This window comes from Mesorhizobium sp. PL10, assembly GCF_053714315.1.
The window spans coordinates 1-17,394 of the sequence record NZ_JBSKBR010000014.1 but is presented as its reverse complement, the minus strand read 5'-3'; the positions used below and the strand labels follow the sequence as shown (position 1 = coordinate 17,394).

Genomic DNA, 17,394 nt, shown 5'->3' with positions numbered 1-17,394 from the left:
GACGTCAAGGCAGCCGTCACCTTGCCTTGACCCCGCCAAAACCCTCCCGCATGGTCCGCGCCCGAACGCGAGCCCTTTCCGGAGACCCTGTTGAACGACTATTTCCTGCTGCCGATGGCTTCGCTGCCCTTCCCCAACATCGACCCGATCCTGGTCCAGATCGGGCCGCTGGCGGTGCACTGGTACGGCATCGGCTACATCGTCGGTATCCTGTTCGCCTGGTGGTATGCCAAGCGGCTTGTCACCAACACCAGCCTATGGCCTGACGCCATCTTGCCGATGAAGCCGATCGATCTCGACGATTTCATCGTCTGGGCCGCCGCCGGCGTCGTGCTTGGCGGACGCACCGGCTATGTGCTGTTTTACGATCTGAAGCGCTATATCGACCACCCGCTCGACATCTTCGCCATCTGGCAGGGCGGCATGTCGTTCCATGGCGGGCTACTCGGCGTCATCCTGGCCATGACGCTGTTTTCCATCAAACGCGGCATCCGCACCTGGTCGCTGTTCGACGTCGTGGCGGCCGGCGTGCCGGTAGGACTCGGCCTCGTCCGTGTCGCCAACTTCGTCAATGCCGAACTCTGGGGCCGCGTCACCGACGTGTCCTGGGGCGTCGTCTTCTGCAACGAGCGTCTCCTTCAGTCGGCGGCGGGTTGTGTCGCTGGCCTGGAACCCCGTCACCCGAGCCAGCTCTACGAGGCCTTGCTTGAGGGCGTGGTGCTATTCCTGATCCTGCGGTTCCTCACCCATTCGCGGCTGAAGCTGAAGACGCCGCGTTTCGTCGGCGGCGCCTTCATCTGCGGCTACGGGCTGTCGCGTATCTTCGTCGAATTCTTCCGCGAGCCCGACCAACAACTCGGCTACCTCCTTGGTGGCTGGCTCACAATGGGCATGGTTCTGTCGCTGCCGATGGTGCTGGCCGGCATCTGGGCGATGGCCACCGCCAAACCGGCGCCGCAGCCACAGCCGGCATGACACGGCTGAAGGCCCGCATCGTCGACCTGATCGGTGCGCTGGGCCCCCTACCCGTCAACGAGTATATGGCGCTCTGCCTGTTCGACCCCAGCGACGGCTACTACACGACGCGTGAGCCGTTCGGCGCCGCCGGCGACTTCATCACCGCGCCGGAGATCAGCCAGATGTTCGGCGAACTCGTCACCGTCTGGCTGTATCAAGCCTGGCTGGCAATCGGCCGGCCGCTGCCGGTCACCATCGCCGAGATCGGTCCGGGACGCGGCACGCTGATGAAGGACATGCTGCGCACCCTGTCACGGCTCGAGCCTGCGCTCGCCGCCGGTGCGTCCTTCGCCTTGATCGAAACCAGCCCGCGACTGACCGAAATTCAGAAACAGACGCTTGCCGAGAGTTCAGCTGAGGTCAGCTGGCACGAAACCATCGCCACGCTGCCCCAGGCGCCGCTGCTGATCGTCGGCAACGAATTGTTCGACGCCGTGCCGATCCGCCAGTTCATTCGCTCCGGAGCCGGATGGCGAGAACGGATGATCGGCCTCGATGACAGTGATGCATTGAGCTTCTTCGCTGGCGCCGGTTCGGTCGAGGCGACGCTGCTGCCGGACAATGCCACCGAGGCGCCGCAAGGCGCTGTTGTCGAGGTGGCGCCGGCCCGCGCCGCGCTGATGGCGGCCATTGCCGAGCGCATAAGCCGCGACGGGGGCGCCGGCCTGTTCCCTGACTATGGCCATTTCCAGCCCGGCTTCGGCGATACATTGCAGGCCGTGCGCAGGCACGCTCCCGAAGATGTGCTGGCCAATCCCGGCGAAGCCGATCTCACCGCGCATGTCGACTTCGCAGCACTGGCCGCCGTCGTGCGGGCGCTTGGCCTCGATGTGGAATTGACGACGCAGGGGGACTTTCTGCTTTCCATGGGACTGCTTGAGCGAGCCGGCCTGCTGGGCAGCCAGGCGAGCGAAGAGGCACGCCAAACCATTGCCGACGCCGTCGAGCGCCTGGCCGGGCCCGACGCCATGGGCACGCTGTTCAAGGTCCTGAAAATCCTGCCGCATCAGCCATGGTGACCGTCAGAGATCGTTAACCAGCCGCCCCGCCACACCGCCAAGATAGGTCTCCCATACATGGTCGCACATCAGCCGGCGATAGTGCCGCGTGCTGATCAGCCCGCGATACGAAGCGCCGCCGACGTGAAAGAAGCTGTTATCCAGCATGCGATGATCGGCCTCGATGCCGCCGAGCTTCAAGCTGACCGTGGTCTTCTCGGCATTGACGATGTTGTCGTCATCCAGCCTGTCGCGCAGCATCGGCCAATTGCCGCCGCCAGTATCGAACCCGGTGTCGAAGCGGGGCGTGAAATCGAGGTCGAGATCCTCGACGGCCGAAAAGCGAAAGAAGCAGAGCCCCGCCCAGAAGTACCATCCCTGATAGCCTCTTTTGGCCGGATATTTGGTGCCGTAGGCGTCCTTGCCCTCCATGCGCCTGGCTATATCGACGGCAACCACGGGAAAGCAGTCATGGTCGAGAAAGCCGAACAGGTAGGGCCGCAGCGGGCGCACAATGTTGTGGAAGACCCAGTTCATCGAGATGCCATGCGATCGGTTCGGATTCCATTCGGGATTTCGCGGCAACCCGAAATAGGCGATGCCGCGCTGTCGGCAGATGGCCTCGATCGCCTGCCGCGCTGCGGGCCTGGACGAATTGTCGATGACCACCAGCGTCATCCCGGTGGAATAAGTCAACCACGCCTGAGTCAGCGCATCGATAACCCAGGGCGTGTTGTAGGCGATGGAGAAGCAAAAATGCCGGGCACCGGTCTGCCTGAGGCTATCGGCAAATTCCGCCCCCGACGCCGCATTGCGTGAGCGGAAATAGCGTTTCACCAGCGTGTTGCGAAAGTCCTTAGCCTTGCGCACCTGCCGGTTCCGATGGATCTGACGGATCAGGCTTTTGACTGGATTCCAGCCCATGCACTTTCGCCCGCCCCAGAAATTGTCTGGCCATTGGCTATAGTCGAATGCCTGCTTTTCGCCAACTCGGAGCCGATGTGCGATGGCTGCCGCAAATACTGACCGAACTTCGCCTTGACGAAAGCGCTGGCGCGGACAACAAACCCATCCATGCTGAATCAGACCAAACCGGATCCTGTTCGCTCGCAACTGCTGGAAGCGGCGAAGCCGCAAGGCATCCGCCATGGCTATTTCACCCGTATCGGCGGTGTCTCCAACGGCATCTACCAGGGACTCAACATCGGCACCGGCTCGGATGACGACCAGTTGCTGGTCGCCGAGAACCGCCGCCGGGTCGCTGCCTGGATGGGCGTGCCGGCCAGCCATCTCTTGACCGCGCATCAGGTCCACTCGCCCGACGTCGTCATCGTGAGCGAGCCGTTTCCCGGCCCGCGGCCCAAGGCCGATGCCATCGTCACCGACCGCCCGGGCATCGCTATCGGCGCCTCGACAGCCGATTGCGGCCCGGTCCTGTTTGCAGATGCACAGGCGCGCGTCATCGGCGCGGTGCATGCCGGCTGGAAGGGTGCTTTCACCGGCGTGCTTGAAAACACCATTGCGGCGATGGAAAGCCTGGGCGCCCGCCGCGACCGCATCGTTGCGGTTCTCGGCCCTTCCATCGGCCCTGAAAACTACGAAGTCGGGCCGGAATTCGTCGCCCGTTTTCTCGAAGCCGATGCCGAAAACATCCGCTATTTCATGCCATCGGCAAATCCCGCGCATGCGATGTTCGATCTCAACCTCTATACGATCGACCGGCTGAAGAAGGCCGGCGTGATCGCAGAGGGGCTTGGCCGGTGTACCTATGCCGAGGAGGATCTCTTCTTTTCCTACCGGCGCACGACGCATCGCAAGGAACCGGACTACGGTCGGCAGGTTTCGGCAATTGTTTTGGAGAACGAATAATGGCGCTGCATTTCGAACGATCGGAATTTGACGCCCGGCGTGACCGGCTGATGATCGAGATGACCGAGAAGAAGCTCGACGCGGTGCTGCTTTTCGCCCAGGAAAGCATGTACTGGCTGACCGGCTACGACACGTTCGGCTTCTGCTTCTTCCAGTGCCTGGTGGTGAAGGCCGACGGCTCGATGGTGCTGCTCACCCGCTCGGCCGACCTGCGCCAGGCGCGTCACACCTCGATCATCGACAATATTGTCTTGTGGACCGATCGCGACGGCGCCAACCCGGCGATCGACCTGCGCAACCTGCTGAACGACCTCAATTTGCTCGGCGCCCGCATCGGCGTCGAGTACGACACCCATGGCCTGACCGCCTTCAACGGCCGCCGCGTCGACGAACAGTTGCAGACCTTCGGTCAGATCGCCGATGCTTCCGGCATTGTCGGCCGGCTGCGGCTGTTCAAGAGCCCGGCCGAAATCGCCAAGGCCGAAAAAGCAGCCAATCTGTCCGACGACGCGCTCGACGCGGCGCTGCCGCTGATCAAACAGGGCGGCGACGAAGCGCTGATCCTTGCCGCCATGCAAGGCGCGGTCTTTGCCGGCGGCGGCGACTATCCGGCCAATGAATTCATCATTGGCTCGGGTGTCGACGCGCTGCTCTGCCGCTACAAGGCCGGACGCCGCAAGCTGACCAAGAACGACCAGCTGACGCTCGAATGGGCCGGCGTCTTCCACCACTATCACGCACCGATGATGCGCACCGTGCTGACCGGCAAGGTGTCGAAGCGACATCAGGAGCTGTTCGACGCCGCCCGCGCCGCCCTGCTCGCGGTCGAGAAGGCGATGACGCCCGGCAACAGCTTCGGCGACGTCTTCGACGCGCATGCCCGCACGCTGGAAGCGCATAATCTGACCAAGCACCGGCTCAACGCCTGCGGCTACTCGGTCGGCGCCCGCTTCACCCCTTCCTGGATGGACATGCCGATGTTCTACCAGGGCAATCCCGAGCCGATCGCGCCCAACATGACGCTGTTCGCGCACATGATCATCATGGACTCCGAAACCGAGACGGCAATGACGCTTGGCCGCACCTACCTGACCACCGAATCCCAGCCGAAGCCGCTTTCACGCCATGATCTCGACTTGATCGTACAGTGAATCCATAATGACTGGTCCACGCGGGGGCGTTCACGAGAGCAACTCCAGGAAAAGTGTAGTCGGCTTTCCGTCCGGAATTGCGTAAAAGACATAGGGAGTTTTCGGGCAGATGGGACGATCGCATGTGACGACCGTGTCATTGCTCGCAGCGCTCGTGCTGGCCGCTTGCACCAACGCCAAGGACGTCCTCGAACCCTCCGCCATCACGCCGCCGGCAGCCTCGGCCCAGCCGCTATCGGCGGCCCCGGGCACCGCGCCGGCCACGCCGGCGCCATCGTCGCCGGCCGTCGGCGCCACCACACCCGCCAACCCTGCGCAGAGCGCCGCCGCCCTGGCGAAGACGCGGCTGCAGATCGCTCCGATCGTCGGTGCTTCGGTGGAAGCGGCAACGCCGTTGACGGCCGAACTGCAAACGCGCGCCAGGCAGCGCGGCATCACCCTTGCCGGCAGCTCCGATCAGGCCGCCACGCATGTGCTGAAGGGCTACTTCTCGACGATGACGGAAGGCAAGGACACCACCGTCATCTATGTCTGGGACGTCTATGACCCCGCCGGCAACCGGCTGCATCGCATCAACGGCCAGCAGAAGGCGGCGTCAGTCAATGCCGCCGAAGGCTGGCCCGCGGTCGCGCCAGCCACCATGCAGGCGATCGCCGACCAGACGATCGACCAGTTCGCGGCTTGGCTCGGCGGCCGCGCCGGCTGATCCGCCTGTTGCCGGCATCCGTCGTGCGTTGACGTTTTTGAGATTAGCCGGCGGATTCCCGTCAACGAGGCTTGCAATACCGGCACGGCTCGCTAAAAGCCCGATTAAGAGGCCTAAGAGAGTTTGTCTGCCTCTCCATCCTTCGCCAGGAACGGTGCATGAAGCTTTTCGCGGGCAATTCCAACCGGGTGCTGGCCGAAGCGGTCGCCCGCTATCTCAACGTCCCGCTGGGAAAGGCCAGCGTCAGACGCTTCGCCGACCAGGAAATTTTCGTCGAGATCCAGGAAAATGTGCGCGGCGAGGATGTCTTCATCCTGCAGTCGACCTCGTTTCCGACCAACGATCATCTGATGGAACTGCTCATCATGATCGACGCCTTCATGCGCTCCTCGGCCAAGCGCATCACCGCGGTCATCCCCTATTTCGGCTACGCCAGGCAGGATCGCCGCGCCTCGGGCCGCACCCCGATCTCGGCCAAGCTGGTCGCCAACATGATCACCCGCGCCGGCGTCGACCGCGTTCTGACGCTCGATCTCCATGCCGGCCAGATCCAGGGCTTTTTCGACATTCCGACCGACAATCTGTTCTCGGTGCCGGTGATGGCTCGCGACGTGAAGGCCAAATACAAGCAGCTTGCCAATGTCGTCGTCGTCTCGCCCGACATTGGCGGCGTGGTTCGCGCCCGCGCGCTGGCCAAGCGCTTCGACGCGCAACTGGCCATCGTCGACAAGCGCCGCGAACGCCCTGGCGAATCCGAAGTGATGAACATCATCGGCGCGGTCGCCGGCAAGGATTGCCTGCTGATCGACGACATCGTCGATTCCGGCGGTACGCTGTGCAACGCCGCCGACGCGCTCTTGGCCAACGGCGCCACCAGTGTCACCGCCTACATCACCCATGGCGTTCTGTCGGGCGGCGCTGTCGCCCGCATCAGCGGCTCGAAGCTGCAGGAACTGGTGATTACCGATTCGATCCAGCCAACGCAGGGCGTGCTCGATGCGCCGAACATCCGTGTCATCTCCATCGCAGATCTGATGGGCGAGGCGATCTCGCGCACGGCGACCGAAGAGTCAGTATCGAGCCTGTTCGACTAAGCGGACGCCCATATTAGCGGCCCGTAATCTGCATTGTTGCGGGAGGCAGACGTTTCTCCTGACGCGCTTGGCATGGCATACTGCCCCTCCAAACAATGGAGGAGTAGAAGATGCGGCGTAGGACTTTGCTCGGGCTTGCGGTTTCCATCGCGGCTGTCTTTTCAGCGCCGGCGGCCTGGGCTGCCGATTTTCCGGACCGGACCATCACAATGGTTGTCCCCTTTTCTGCCGGCGGCTCAACTGATCTGGTTGCGCGCCTTGTCGCCAACAAGATGTCGGAAAAACTCGGCCAGCAGATTGTCGTCGAAAATGTCGGCGGCGCCGGCGGCAGCATTGGTGCTGCCCAGGTCGCCCGCGCCGAACCGGACGGCTACACGATCCTCATGGGCACGGTTGCGACACACGCGCTCAATCCGCTGATCCTGAAGACAAAGCCTTACGACGCGGAGAAGGATTTTGCTCCGATATCGCTGCTTGTGCTGGTGCCGAACGTCCTGGTCGTGAACCCTCAGTTCCCCGCCAAGGACGTCAAGGAACTGATCGAGATGCTGAAGAAGGACCCGGACAAATACGCCTACGCCTCTTCGGGCAATGGCACGCCGCTGCATCTCTCCGGCGAGCTTTTCAAGACGATGGCCGGTGTAAACATGCAGCACATTCCCTACAAGGGCGCCGGCCCGGCACTGAACGATGTTATCGGCAATCAGGTGCCGATGATGTTCGACAATTTGCCGTCTTCATCGGGCCATATCAAAAGCGGCACGCTGAGGGCGCTCGGCGTTACCACCAAGGAGCGCGTTCCCTCCTTCCCCGATTTGCCAGCCATTGCCGAAACCATCCCCGGCTATGAGACCTACAGCTGGAACGCACTGTTCGCGCCCGCGGGCACTCCGCCGGAGGTGGTCGCCGTGCTACAGAAGGCAGCAGTTGAATCCCTGAAGGACCCCGATGTGATTGCCCGCATGGGCACGTTCAGCGCCTCGATCGTCGGCTCCACCCCGGAAGAGCTGGGGGCACATGTGAAGGCTGAGCTCGCCAAATGGGAGCCGATCGTCAAGGCAAGCGGCGTTCAGATGGACTGAGGTAAGGACAGCGCGCGGCGCTTCCTCTCAGGATGCCGGGCCTCAAGCCGAGGCGGCGCCCGCCGCATGGCTTCGCCATTGTCGCGCGCGCCGCGCATATAGCCGCGCGGCGAGGCGCCCAGCATACGCTTGAACATGGTGATGAAGGCCGGCACGCTGTCATAGCCGAGATCGAGCGCCACCCTGGTGATCGGCTCGCCGTCGGCGAGCCTGGGAAGTGCCGCGAACAGGCAGGCCTGCTGGCGCCATGTCGACAAGGACAGTCCGGTCTGGCGGTGGAAGGCGCGAGTGAAGGAGCGCCGGCTCATCCCGGCGGCATCGGCCCATTCGTCGATCGTGGCACGCGGCGACGGTGCCGCGACGAAGCGCCGGCAGAGCGCCGCCAGCCTCGGATCAGTCGGGAACGGCAGCCCGAGCGGTCGTTCCGGCAAGATCGGGATTTCGTGCAGCAGCAGGTTCATGATCAGCCCGCCGCGCCCTTCCAGTTCGCCGCCTTGCGGCAGCTTTTCCGACTCCACGATCAAGCTATGCATCAGCTCGGTGACGCCGACGACGCGCAAGCCTTCCGGCAGGCCGGGGATCGCGCCCGGCATGACATAGACCGAGCGCATCGAGACATCGCCCAGCATCTCGACGGAATGCTCGGTGCCAGCCGGGATCCACATGGCGTGATCGGGCGGCACCATCCAGCGCCCGTACCTGGTCGTCACCAGCACGACGCCGACCAGCGCATGCAACAGCTGGCTGCGGCTGTGGCGGTGTTGCGGCACGTGGTAGCCGTCCGGGTATTCGGTCGGCAAAGCCACTGCAGGGCCGGCAACCTCCTCCAGCCACTGCCAGCGGCTTTCGTGCAACCGTCCGAGATCGGCATTGCCGGCGCGGAAGATGTCCCTGCCATGTGGCATCGGCTTTGGCCCACTTGCGAAACAATTGGACCAAACCACGAAAGAAGTCGCCCCGCAAGCGGCTTATAAGGCAAACGTCCCAAGGCGCTCCGTAAGGGCGTCCTTAAGCGGTCCGCGAGAAGCGGCCGCCAAGCCTGCCCGCGGGCAAACACCCGCCAAAAAGACCTCGGAGCCTGCCTTGACCGATACCACAGCCACCAGCATTGCGCCTCCGCCAAGCGCCAGCCTCCCCTCAGTCCAGGCAACCGCCTTTACCGTCATCTTGGCGGTGAGCCTTTGCCACGGCATCAACGACATCATGCAGTCGCTGCTGCCGGCGATCTATCCGCTGCTGAAAGAAAATTACGGTCTCGACTTCTGGCAGATCGGTCTTTTGACCTTCACGTTCCAGGTCACGGCGTCATTGTTGCAGCCGGTCATCGGCATGATCACCGACAAGCGGCCAATGCCCTATTCCCTGCCCTACGGCATGGCGTCCTCGCTGATCGGCCTGATCGTGCTCGCCTATGCCGGCCATTATGCTCTGCTTTTGGTCGGCGCCTCGCTGATCGGTATCGGCTCGGCGATCTTCCATCCGGAATCCTCGCGTATTGCCCGCTTCGCCTCGGGCGGTCGCTTTGGTCTGGCGCAATCGCTGTTCCAGGTCGGCGGCAATTTCGGCCAGTCGATGGGACCGCTGCTCGCCGCCTTCATCGTCGTGCCCTTCGGCCAGACCAGCATCTCCTGGTTCGCCGTCGGCTCGCTGATCGGCATCATCGTTTTGTCGCGGGTCGGCAGCTGGTACAGTCGGATGCGCGCCGCGCAAGGCAATCGCAAGGCGGCAAGCTTCGTCTCGCCCTTCCCGCGCAAAAAGGTCATGGGAGCGCTGGCGGTGCTGACGCTGCTGGTGCTTACCAAGAACGCCTACATCGCCTCGCTCTCCAGCTATTACACCTTCTATTCCATCCATAAGTTCGGCGTGTCGGTGCAGATGAGCCAGGTGATGCTGTTCCTGTTCCTCGGCGCCTCGGCGCTCGGCATCCTGCTCGGCGGTCCGTTCGGCGACCGCTACGGCCAGAAGGCGATGATCTGGTTCTCGATCGTCGGCGTGCTGCCGTTCACGCTGGCGCTGCCTTACGCCAATTTCGAATGGACGATGGTGCTGACGGTGTTGATCGGCCTGATCCTGTCATCGGCCTTCTCCAACATCGTGGTGTTTGCGCAGGAACTGGTGCCAGGGCGTGTCGGCACCATCGCCGGCATCTTCTTCGGCTTCGCCTTTGGCATGGGCGGCATTGCGGCCGCAGTGCTCGGCGCTATCGCCGACATGAAGGGCATCGATTTTGTCTTCCAGGTCTGCTCGTACCTGCCGCTGCTCGGCCTGCTGACGGTGTTCCTGCCCAACATGAAGGCAGCCAGGAAGGCGCAGGCCGCCGGCTAAAACCGGTCGATCTTACGGATTTGACACGAAGGCGCGGCATCTGCCGTGCCCTCGTTGCTTCTTTCAGCACACGCCGGATAAAAAGCCTGTTAGGAAATAGTCATCAACAAAGGCTTGGGGCCTCCGACGTCTCTGGAGAATGATATGCGCAAGATCGTGTTGGCCGTGTTGGGTGTGCTCCTTGTTACCTTGCCGGCGATAGCACGCATCGTTCCTTTTCCACCGGGCTTCAAGACGCAGTCCGTCGAAACCAACGGCACCAAACTCTATGTGCGCGTCGGCGGAAAGGGCCCCGCCGTCGTCCTGCTGCACGGCTTTGCCGATACCGGAGACATGTGGGGTGCCGCGGCGGCGGCACTTGCGAAGGACCATACCGTCATCGTGCCGGACCTGCGCGGCATGGGTCTGTCGGCCCACCCGGACGCGGGCTACACCAAGAAGAACCAAGCCGTCGACATTGCCGGCGTGTTGGATGCCCTGAAGATCGACAAGGCCGACCTGGTCACGCACGACATTGGCAACATGGTCGGCTATGCGCTTGCCGCGCAATATCCAAAACGCATCACCAAATGGGTCATCATCGATGCGCCGCTGCCCGGCATAGGCGACTGGGAAAAGATCAAGCAAAGCCCGCTGCTTTGGCACTTCAACTTTCGCGGCCCAGATATGGAGCGGCTGGTCGCGGGGCGCGAGCGCATCTATCTCGATCGTTTCTACAACGAACTGTCGGCCGACCCCAAGAAGATCGACGAGGCAACGCGCAAGCACTACGCCAAACTCTATGCCCGCCCGCATGCGATGCATGACGCTTTCGAGCAATTCAAGGCCTTTGACCAGGACGCGATCGACAACCAGGCGATGCTCGCCGCCGGCGGCAAACTGACCATGCCGGTGCTGGCTGTTGGTGGGGAAAAATCCGCCGGCACCACGCAGGCCGATATCTTGCGGCTTGTTGCCACCGATGTCACGGGCGGCATCGTGCCCGACTCCGGCCACTGGATCATGGAAGAAAACCCCGACGCCACCGTCAAGCTGATCACAGGTTTTCTCGCCAAATAGGCGCTGCCCCGCGGACATTTCGATAGCAGCACGAAGGCACCCGCCTGACGGCGGGTGCCTTTGTTTATCCAAGTCGCAGCTTTCTAGGCCTTGAAGAAGGCCAGGAGGTCGGCGTTGATGACATCGGCATGGGTCGTCGCCATGCCATGCGGAAGACCCTTGTGGACCTTGATCTCGCCCTTCTTGAGCAGCTTGACCGACAGCAACGCCGAGTCGGCGATTGGAACGATCTGATCGTCGTCGCCATGCAGGACAAGCACGGGCACGTCTATTGCCTTAAGGTCTTCCGTGAAGTCGGTTTCCGAGAACGCCTTGATGCAATCGTAATGCGCCTTGGTGCCGCCCATCATGCCCTGGCGCCACCAATTTTCGACGACAGCCTGCGATACCTGGGCGCCGGGACGGTTGAAGCCGTAGAACGGACCGGCTGCAACATCGTGGAAGAACTGGGCGCGGTTGGCGGCCTGGGCGGCGCGGAAACCATCGAACACCTCGATCGGCAGGCCGCCTGGATTGGCCGCCGTCTTCAGCATGATTGGCGGCACGGCGCCGATCAGGACAGCCTTGGCGACACGGCCGCCTGAGCCATACTTCGCGACATAGCGGGCCACTTCACCGCCCCCGGTCGAATGGCCGACATGGAAGGCGCCCTTAAGGTCGAGGTGTGCCACAAGTTCCGCGACATCGGCGGCGTAAGTGTCCATCTCGTTGCCGGTATCCGTCTGTGTCGAGCGGCCATGGCCGCGCCGATCATGGGCAATGACGCGGTAGCCCTTGGACAGGAAGAACAGCATCTGGGCGTCCCAGTCGTCGCTGCTCAGCGGCCAGCCGTGATGGAATACGATGGGCTGGCCGGTTCCCCAATCCTTGTAGAAAATCTCGGTGCCGTCCTTGGTGGTGATCGTGCTGCTGCCGGGCTTGGTCATCTCAATCTCCGTTGATCGTTTTCGCGATAATCAATATCGCGATAAAAATATGACTAGCGCTGATCGAAACCCTTGTCCACAAGAAATGTATATCGCGATATCATTTTTCGTGGTACATATCCGAGAATGCTCAGTCGGCAAAGGAATGGCCGTGCCTCTCCCCTTGGACAATCAGCTCTGTTTTACGCTCTACGCCACCAGCATGGCGATCAACCGCACTTACAAGCCGATGCTGGACGAAATGGGCATCACCTATCCGCAGTACCTCGTGCTGAACGCCCTTGCCGAAGCCGACGGCATGTCGGTCGGTAGCATTGCGCACAGGCTCGCTCTGGAATCGAGCACTATCACGCCGCTGGTGAAGCGCATGGAACAGGCAGGCCTGGTCACCCGCCAACGCAGCCAGACCGACGAGCGTCAGGTGCAGGTCGATTTGACGGCGACCGGCCGCGCGCTGCTGGTTCAATGCAATTGTTTGAACGAAACCTTGGTCGAGCGCTCGGGCATGACGCTGGCTGCGCTCGACGCCCTCAACCGGCAGATCCAGACGCTGTGCGATGCGCTGAGCAGCGACAGGTAGACCCGGTCGCGCATGCGAGCAGCGTCGCGGCCTTATTGGCTTATCGCGATAAACACCGAGCCGGCTTCGACCTTTGCCGGATATGTCCTGAGATTGATGCAGGGCGGCAGGCGCTTCGCGGCGCCAGAGCGGTAGTCGAAGGCGCCAGAGTGCTTCGGGCACTCGACCTCATAATCCATCACCAGCCCATCGGCGAGGTGGACCGCTTCATGCGTGCACAGCCCATCGGTGCAAAACACCTCATCGTCGGGCGAGCGGAAGATGCCGTAGGTGCGACCCGCATGGTCGAAGCGTCGTGCGCCTTCCTGTTCGATATCGTCGAGGCCGCAGGCCCTGATCCAGTCTGTCATTGTTCCACCGGGTGAATTGCGTCGCGGCGGGCCTCCGGGACGGCTTGAAGCCGCCCCGTGCCGATTGCGAAATCAGTTCTTGTCGAGATAGTCGGCGGCGTTCGCCGGCGTAACCAGCTCGAACGGCACGTAGACGACGCGGTCGACCTTCTCGCCCTTGGCCAGCGCCAATGCCGCGTCGACACCGCCGCCGCCCTGGCCCTTGGCATTCTGGAACACCGTCACTGCCAAGTCGCCCGCCTTCATCGACTGCAGGCCATCCTGAGTGGCGTCAATGCCGCCGACGACGACATTTTTCATATCGATGCCGTTGGCCTTCAGCGCCAGGATCGCGCCGATGGCGGATTCATCATTGTTGGCGATGACGGCATCCGGCGCCGGCCCCGCCGTCAGCCAGTTGGTCATCAGGTTCTGCTCGTTGTCGCGCGACCATTCAGACGACTGCATATCGGTGACTCTGATGAAGCTGCACATGTCGGTCGAGAAGACCTGCTCGACATCCTTGGTGCGCTGGAGCGCGGCCTGGTGCACGAGGCTGCCCATGACGATGTAAGCGGTAGCGCCCGCTGATTTTCCCTTGGCGCGCAGCATCTTGCACACCTCGAACGCTTCCAGCGTGCCGGACTCGGTCTCGTTGGAGCCGACATAGACTTGGCTTGCCGGCAGGTTCTTCATCTCGGATGGCTCGAGGTTGACGAACACTAGCGGAATGCCGGCCTTGGCTGCTTCCTCGCTGAGGGTCTTGGAAGCATTGGTGTCGACCAGCGTGACGATGATGGCATCGACCCCGCTCGCGATAAAATTCTTCACCTGATCGAGCTGTTTGGCGACGTCGTTCTGGGCGTCCTCGACCTGGATGTCGGCGCCCTTCTCCTTGGCGCGATCCTGCATGCCATGGATCAGCAGCGTCTGAAAATTATTGTCGAAATTGACGATCGAGACGCCGATCTTGGCGGCAAAGGCACTGGCGGGCATTGCTATCAAAGCGGCAAGTGCAGTGGAAATGAGCCGTTTCTTCACGAGGTTCCTCCCTCTGGATTGGAGTGCCGGCTCACTCCTGTCTTGACCGGCCCTTGCGGGATGGCTGGGTGAGCGGCCGATGCCACTCCCTTGGCTGTCTGTCGGGCGGTCACTTCGAGGCGTTGGCGTGCGCCCGCTTCTTCTCGTGGCGGGCCTCCATGCGCGCCTCGCCTTCCTTGCTGCCGTCATGGAACGTGCCGAACCATCGGTCGAACGGGATAAGCCCGTCGCCGTAATTCACCTCGAAATAGCGGTGGTGCAGGTAGTGGATGTAGGCGTGGCTATCGACGGCCTTGTCCCGCGTCAGTTCCACCTTGTCGAAACCGACATGGCCAGGAATGGCACCGAAGCCGGCATAATGGAGCTGGTAGAGCGCCAGCAGCGGGTTCGACGGAATGATCAGGTGCCAGAAGGCGACGCCGAGATAGCCGAGCTGCTCGACCGGGTGCATCGAAAGCGACGACCAAGGCGACGGGTTGACCGAATTGTGGTGTACCGAATGCACCCATCTGTAGAGCGGCCCCCAATGGATCGCCCGGTGCAGCAGGAAGAAATGCGTCTCGTGGATGATCGGCACCACCAGTGCCAGCAGGAACAGATAGACGGGATGTTCGGCGACAGTCAGCCACGGCACATAGCCATTGGCATAGGCGTACAGGATAGCCACCTCGATCGCCGTCCAGATCGGCATGCCGGTGCCGAAGGTGCGCAATATGTTGTCGAGGTTCTGGCTCTCGAAGTAGAACGCCTTGCTCTTCTGCTCCGAAGGCCATTTGCCGTTGTATTTGAAGCGGTTGCCCTGGGCTTTCAAAATGTAAAGTCTGATTTCGAAGGCGCCAAAAAACAGCAACAGCGCCGCACAGTTGACGATGAACAGCTTGAGAATCCAGCCAACGGCCAGCGTCTTCATCGTCTCGACATCGGGCAGAACGAAATGCCACCACGCGACCGCCGAAAGCGCGAAGAGGATGTTGTAGGGCAGGAAATAACTCGGCAGCCATTTCAGCAGCGCCAGTGGGCGCGGCGGAAAGACGAAGAGCGGCGCGGTGCCGGCCGGCTCGTTGGGAGCCCAGTCGCCGCGTTTGTTGCGCTTGCCGAATTGCAGATCGTCCATGGCTGGTCTCACAGAGCTTGGGAAAGGGTGAGGAAGCGGTCGTAGGCCACATCGTCCATATCGACCTGGTGCCTGGCTTCCGGGTAAGTTCCGCCGGCGACGTCGCGGCCGAAAGCACTGAAGGCGGCGATGCGCTTTTCCTGCATCTCCGCCTCCAGCGTGACGAAATCGGCATAGCGCTTGGCGTGGCGCGGATAATGGCCGGCATGGGTGCCCAGCACATCGCTGGAAAACAGATATTGCGTATCGCAGGCCGAACCGCAGCCCATACCCATGGTGACCAGCTGTGAGGAGCGCGTGATGTGGTCTGCGAGCCGCACCGGCACCACCTCGACCTCGATGCAGGCGGCGCCGGCGTTCTCCAGATCCTTCACCGCGCGCAGCACCTTGATCGCCTCCTCGGCGGTCTTGCCGATGGCGCGGAAATTGGTCCAGGTGGCGCGGTTGGGCACCAGGCCGACATGGCCGGTGACGGGGACGCCTTCTGCCGCCATCGCCTCAATGAAGCGCGGCGAATGCGACGAGTAGACCGCATCGGCGCCCCGCGTCATGATGGCGAAGCCCAGCCGCACCGCCTCTTCGGGCGAAGCGACGGCGCCATGCGGCATGCCGACGGCGAGGAAGGCGAAGGGTGCCGCCTGCCGGATCAATTCCAGATTGTGGTCCGGCTCGCAGGACAGGATGACGATGTCGCAGGCAACCGCCGCGGCCGCCTCGGCCGGGGTGTCGACATGCAGCTGCAGCCATTTCTTGCTGCCCTTGGCGCTCTGCAAATCATAGGCCGTCAGCCGTTTCGTCACCGATGATCCTCCCCGTTTTGCGAGGAGATAACATCGAGTCAGGCGGGGCGCCGCTTGTTCCTTGATCAAATCAGATCAAAGGTTCTCGGCGGTGAAGGTGATGAATCGGATCGGCGGGTTCTCGACCGGCAAATCGTGCAGGTTGAGCGCGGCGAGCGCCAGATCGATGGCGCGTCGCGCCTGCGCCTCCGGCGCCTGGTCGAGCACGACATCCATGGTGCCGTCGCGCAAGGCGCGCGCGCTGCGCTCGGTGAGCTCATGGCCGACGAAGAAGATATCGCGGCCACCCGAATGGCGGCGCAGCACGTCGTTCAGCGCCGTGTTGGCGCCGCCGGCATTGTAGAGGCCCACAAGGTCAGGCCAGCGCTTCAAGGCTTCGTGCAATTGCTCGGCATTGCGGTCGCCATCGTCATGGCCGAACAGGACGGCGACCGGCTCAAGGTCGCCGGTCTGCCCGATGAGGTAGTCGAAGAAGCCGCGCACGCGATCGCGATGACCCTGGTAGATCTGGCTGTGCGAGATCGCCACCACCTTGCCGGGACGCTTCTGCATGCGCGCCATGAGCAGCCCGGCCATGCGGCCGGCGGCGTAATTGTCGATACCGACATAGGCGCCTGTGGTGCCCGCAATCTGGGTCACGATCTGCACCGTCGGTATTTTTTGCGCCTCAAGCTTGGCCAGCGCCGCGCTGACCAGCGGATGATCGGGCGCGGTGAGAATGAGCGCGGCGCGGCGAAGCTCCGGCTCGAGGATACGCTTGGCGATCTGCGCGGGGTTGGCCTCGTCGAGGAAGGTGCGGTGAACGGCAATGGCGCGGTCGAGGCTGGCAGCGATGCGCTCAAAGGCGCTGGACAGTCTGGCAAAGAAGGTCGCGTCCGGCCGCATCATGATCACTTCAATGCGGATGACGCCGCGATGCGGCTCGGGCAGCCGGCGCGGATAATCGAGCGAGCGTGCCGCCGCCACCACCTTCTCGACGGTTGCCGGCCGCACCCCGCCCCTGCCGTTCAGCACGCGCTCGACCGTCGCCGTGCCAACCCCGGCGCGGCGGGCGATCTCAAGGAAGGTGGGTTTCGTAATACTGGTTCCTCGCAGTCGCGAGACCGGAACCTGCCAGTCGCATCCATTCTTTGCAAGACGGGCTGGATATCCCCCACTATATCACCGAAGGCGACGGCGAGCGGTGCTAACGGGAAGCCATGGCCGGCCTTGCCCAGGGGAATCGGGTGAGTTAATTTTCACGAGATGAGGCTGACGAGAAAGTCCTCGTTCCATCCGGCCTTCAATCGTTTGTTGGTCATGG

General features: G+C 62.6%; 18 protein-coding genes. 10 read left to right on the top strand and 8 right to left on the bottom strand.

The genetic code is table 11. The features are described 5' to 3' along the window. Window positions 1–90 precede the first annotated feature (90 nt). Together lgt and ACWGTO_RS21805 are read left to right on the top strand one after the other, a co-directional pair. Window positions 91–975, top strand: coding sequence for a prolipoprotein diacylglyceryl transferase (lgt, locus tag ACWGTO_RS21810; protein WP_454576875.1), 885 nt, complete (start codon window positions 91–93; stop codon window positions 973–975). Continuing rightward, window positions 972–2,036: a class I SAM-dependent methyltransferase gene (locus ACWGTO_RS21805; RefSeq protein WP_454576874.1), complete on the top strand. Its 1,065-nt coding sequence runs from the start codon at window positions 972–974 to the stop codon at window positions 2,034–2,036. The genes lgt and ACWGTO_RS21805 overlap by 4 nt, the downstream gene beginning before the upstream one ends. Window positions 2,037–2,039: 3 nt before the next feature. Here ACWGTO_RS21805 and ACWGTO_RS21800 read toward each other — a convergent pair whose 3' ends face one another. Continuing rightward, a complete protein-coding gene (locus ACWGTO_RS21800) occupies window positions 2,040–2,939 on the bottom strand; it encodes a hypothetical protein (protein WP_454576873.1) in 900 nt (299 codons plus the stop codon). Window positions 2,940–3,089: 150 nt separating this feature from the next. Between ACWGTO_RS21800 and pgeF the strand changes: the two genes are divergently transcribed. The 5 genes from pgeF (at window position 3,090) to ACWGTO_RS21775 (ending at window position 7,917) form a co-directional block, all read left to right on the top strand. After that, window positions 3,090–3,884 (top strand): peptidoglycan editing factor PgeF, encoded by a 795-nt coding sequence (pgeF, locus tag ACWGTO_RS21795; RefSeq protein ID WP_454576872.1) that lies wholly within the window; start codon window positions 3,090–3,092, stop codon window positions 3,882–3,884. Continuing rightward, window positions 3,884–5,035, top strand: coding sequence for a M24 family metallopeptidase (locus ACWGTO_RS21790; RefSeq protein WP_454576871.1), 1,152 nt, complete (start codon window positions 3,884–3,886; stop codon window positions 5,033–5,035). Before pgeF ends, ACWGTO_RS21790 begins: the two co-directional genes overlap by 1 nt. A 109-nt stretch (window positions 5,036–5,144) precedes the next feature. After that, window positions 5,145–5,741 carry a hypothetical protein gene (locus tag ACWGTO_RS21785; protein WP_454576870.1) on the top strand — a complete coding sequence of 199 codons (597 nt, stop codon included), beginning with the start codon at window positions 5,145–5,147 and terminating at the stop codon, window positions 5,739–5,741. A 158-nt stretch (window positions 5,742–5,899) separates the two neighbouring features. Next, complete coding sequence (locus ACWGTO_RS21780; protein WP_023686119.1) at window positions 5,900–6,835, top strand: ribose-phosphate pyrophosphokinase; 936 nt, start codon at window positions 5,900–5,902, stop codon at window positions 6,833–6,835. Window positions 6,836–6,945: 110 nt separating this feature from the next. Beyond that, a complete protein-coding gene (locus ACWGTO_RS21775) occupies window positions 6,946–7,917 on the top strand; it encodes a Bug family tripartite tricarboxylate transporter substrate binding protein (protein WP_454576869.1) in 972 nt (323 codons plus the stop codon). Here the strand turns inward: ACWGTO_RS21775 and ACWGTO_RS21770 are convergent. Next, entirely contained in the window at window positions 7,905–8,822 is a 918-nt protein-coding gene (locus ACWGTO_RS21770) for an AraC family transcriptional regulator (RefSeq protein WP_454576868.1), read from the bottom strand. The two genes, ACWGTO_RS21775 and ACWGTO_RS21770, sit on opposite strands and share 13 nt — an antisense overlap. Window positions 8,823–9,000: 178 nt before the next feature. On the opposite strand from ACWGTO_RS21770, the gene ACWGTO_RS21765 reads away from it, so the two are divergent. Together ACWGTO_RS21765 and ACWGTO_RS21760 are read left to right on the top strand one after the other, a co-directional pair. After that, a complete protein-coding gene (locus ACWGTO_RS21765; protein ID WP_454576867.1) occupies window positions 9,001–10,242 on the top strand; it encodes an MFS transporter in 1,242 nt (413 codons plus the stop codon). A gap of 144 nt (window positions 10,243–10,386) precedes the next feature. Next, window positions 10,387–11,301: an alpha/beta fold hydrolase gene (locus ACWGTO_RS21760; protein ID WP_454576866.1), complete on the top strand. Its 915-nt coding sequence runs from the start codon at window positions 10,387–10,389 to the stop codon at window positions 11,299–11,301. Between the two features lie 83 nt (window positions 11,302–11,384). Here the strand turns inward: ACWGTO_RS21760 and ACWGTO_RS21755 are convergent, their stop codons facing one another. Beyond that, window positions 11,385–12,227, bottom strand: a complete 843-nt coding sequence (locus tag ACWGTO_RS21755) for an alpha/beta fold hydrolase (RefSeq protein ID WP_454576865.1) — start codon at window positions 12,225–12,227, stop codon at window positions 11,385–11,387. Between the two features lie 151 nt (window positions 12,228–12,378). On the opposite strand from ACWGTO_RS21755, the gene ACWGTO_RS21750 reads away from it, so the two are divergent. Continuing rightward, window positions 12,379–12,807: a MarR family winged helix-turn-helix transcriptional regulator gene (locus ACWGTO_RS21750; RefSeq protein WP_454577014.1), complete on the top strand. Its 429-nt coding sequence runs from the start codon at window positions 12,379–12,381 to the stop codon at window positions 12,805–12,807. Window positions 12,808–12,839: 32 nt separating this feature from the next. Here the strand turns inward: ACWGTO_RS21750 and ACWGTO_RS21745 are convergent, their stop codons facing one another. The 5 genes from ACWGTO_RS21745 to ACWGTO_RS21725 all read right to left on the bottom strand — a co-directional run bounded on the left by ACWGTO_RS21745 (window position 12,840) and on the right by ACWGTO_RS21725 (window position 17,171). Beyond that, entirely contained in the window at window positions 12,840–13,157 is a 318-nt protein-coding gene (locus ACWGTO_RS21745) for a MocE family 2Fe-2S type ferredoxin (protein WP_454576864.1), read from the bottom strand. A gap of 72 nt (window positions 13,158–13,229) precedes the next feature. Then, window positions 13,230–14,177, bottom strand: a complete 948-nt coding sequence (locus ACWGTO_RS21740; RefSeq protein ID WP_454576863.1) for a substrate-binding domain-containing protein — start codon at window positions 14,175–14,177, stop codon at window positions 13,230–13,232. Between the two features lie 109 nt (window positions 14,178–14,286). Next, the gene (locus ACWGTO_RS21735; protein ID WP_454576862.1) at window positions 14,287–15,291 is read right to left on the bottom strand and encodes a sterol desaturase family protein; all 1,005 of its coding nucleotides are present in this window, start codon (window positions 15,289–15,291) and stop codon (window positions 14,287–14,289) included. Between the two features lie 8 nt (window positions 15,292–15,299). Then, window positions 15,300–16,091, bottom strand: coding sequence for a 3-methyl-2-oxobutanoate hydroxymethyltransferase (locus ACWGTO_RS21730; protein ID WP_454576861.1), 792 nt, complete (start codon window positions 16,089–16,091; stop codon window positions 15,300–15,302). 75 nt (window positions 16,092–16,166) lie between these two features. Next, window positions 16,167–17,171 carry a LacI family DNA-binding transcriptional regulator gene (locus ACWGTO_RS21725; RefSeq protein WP_454577013.1) on the bottom strand — a complete coding sequence of 335 codons (1,005 nt, stop codon included), beginning with the start codon at window positions 17,169–17,171 and terminating at the stop codon, window positions 16,167–16,169. Window positions 17,172–17,394: the final 223 nt, after the last annotated feature.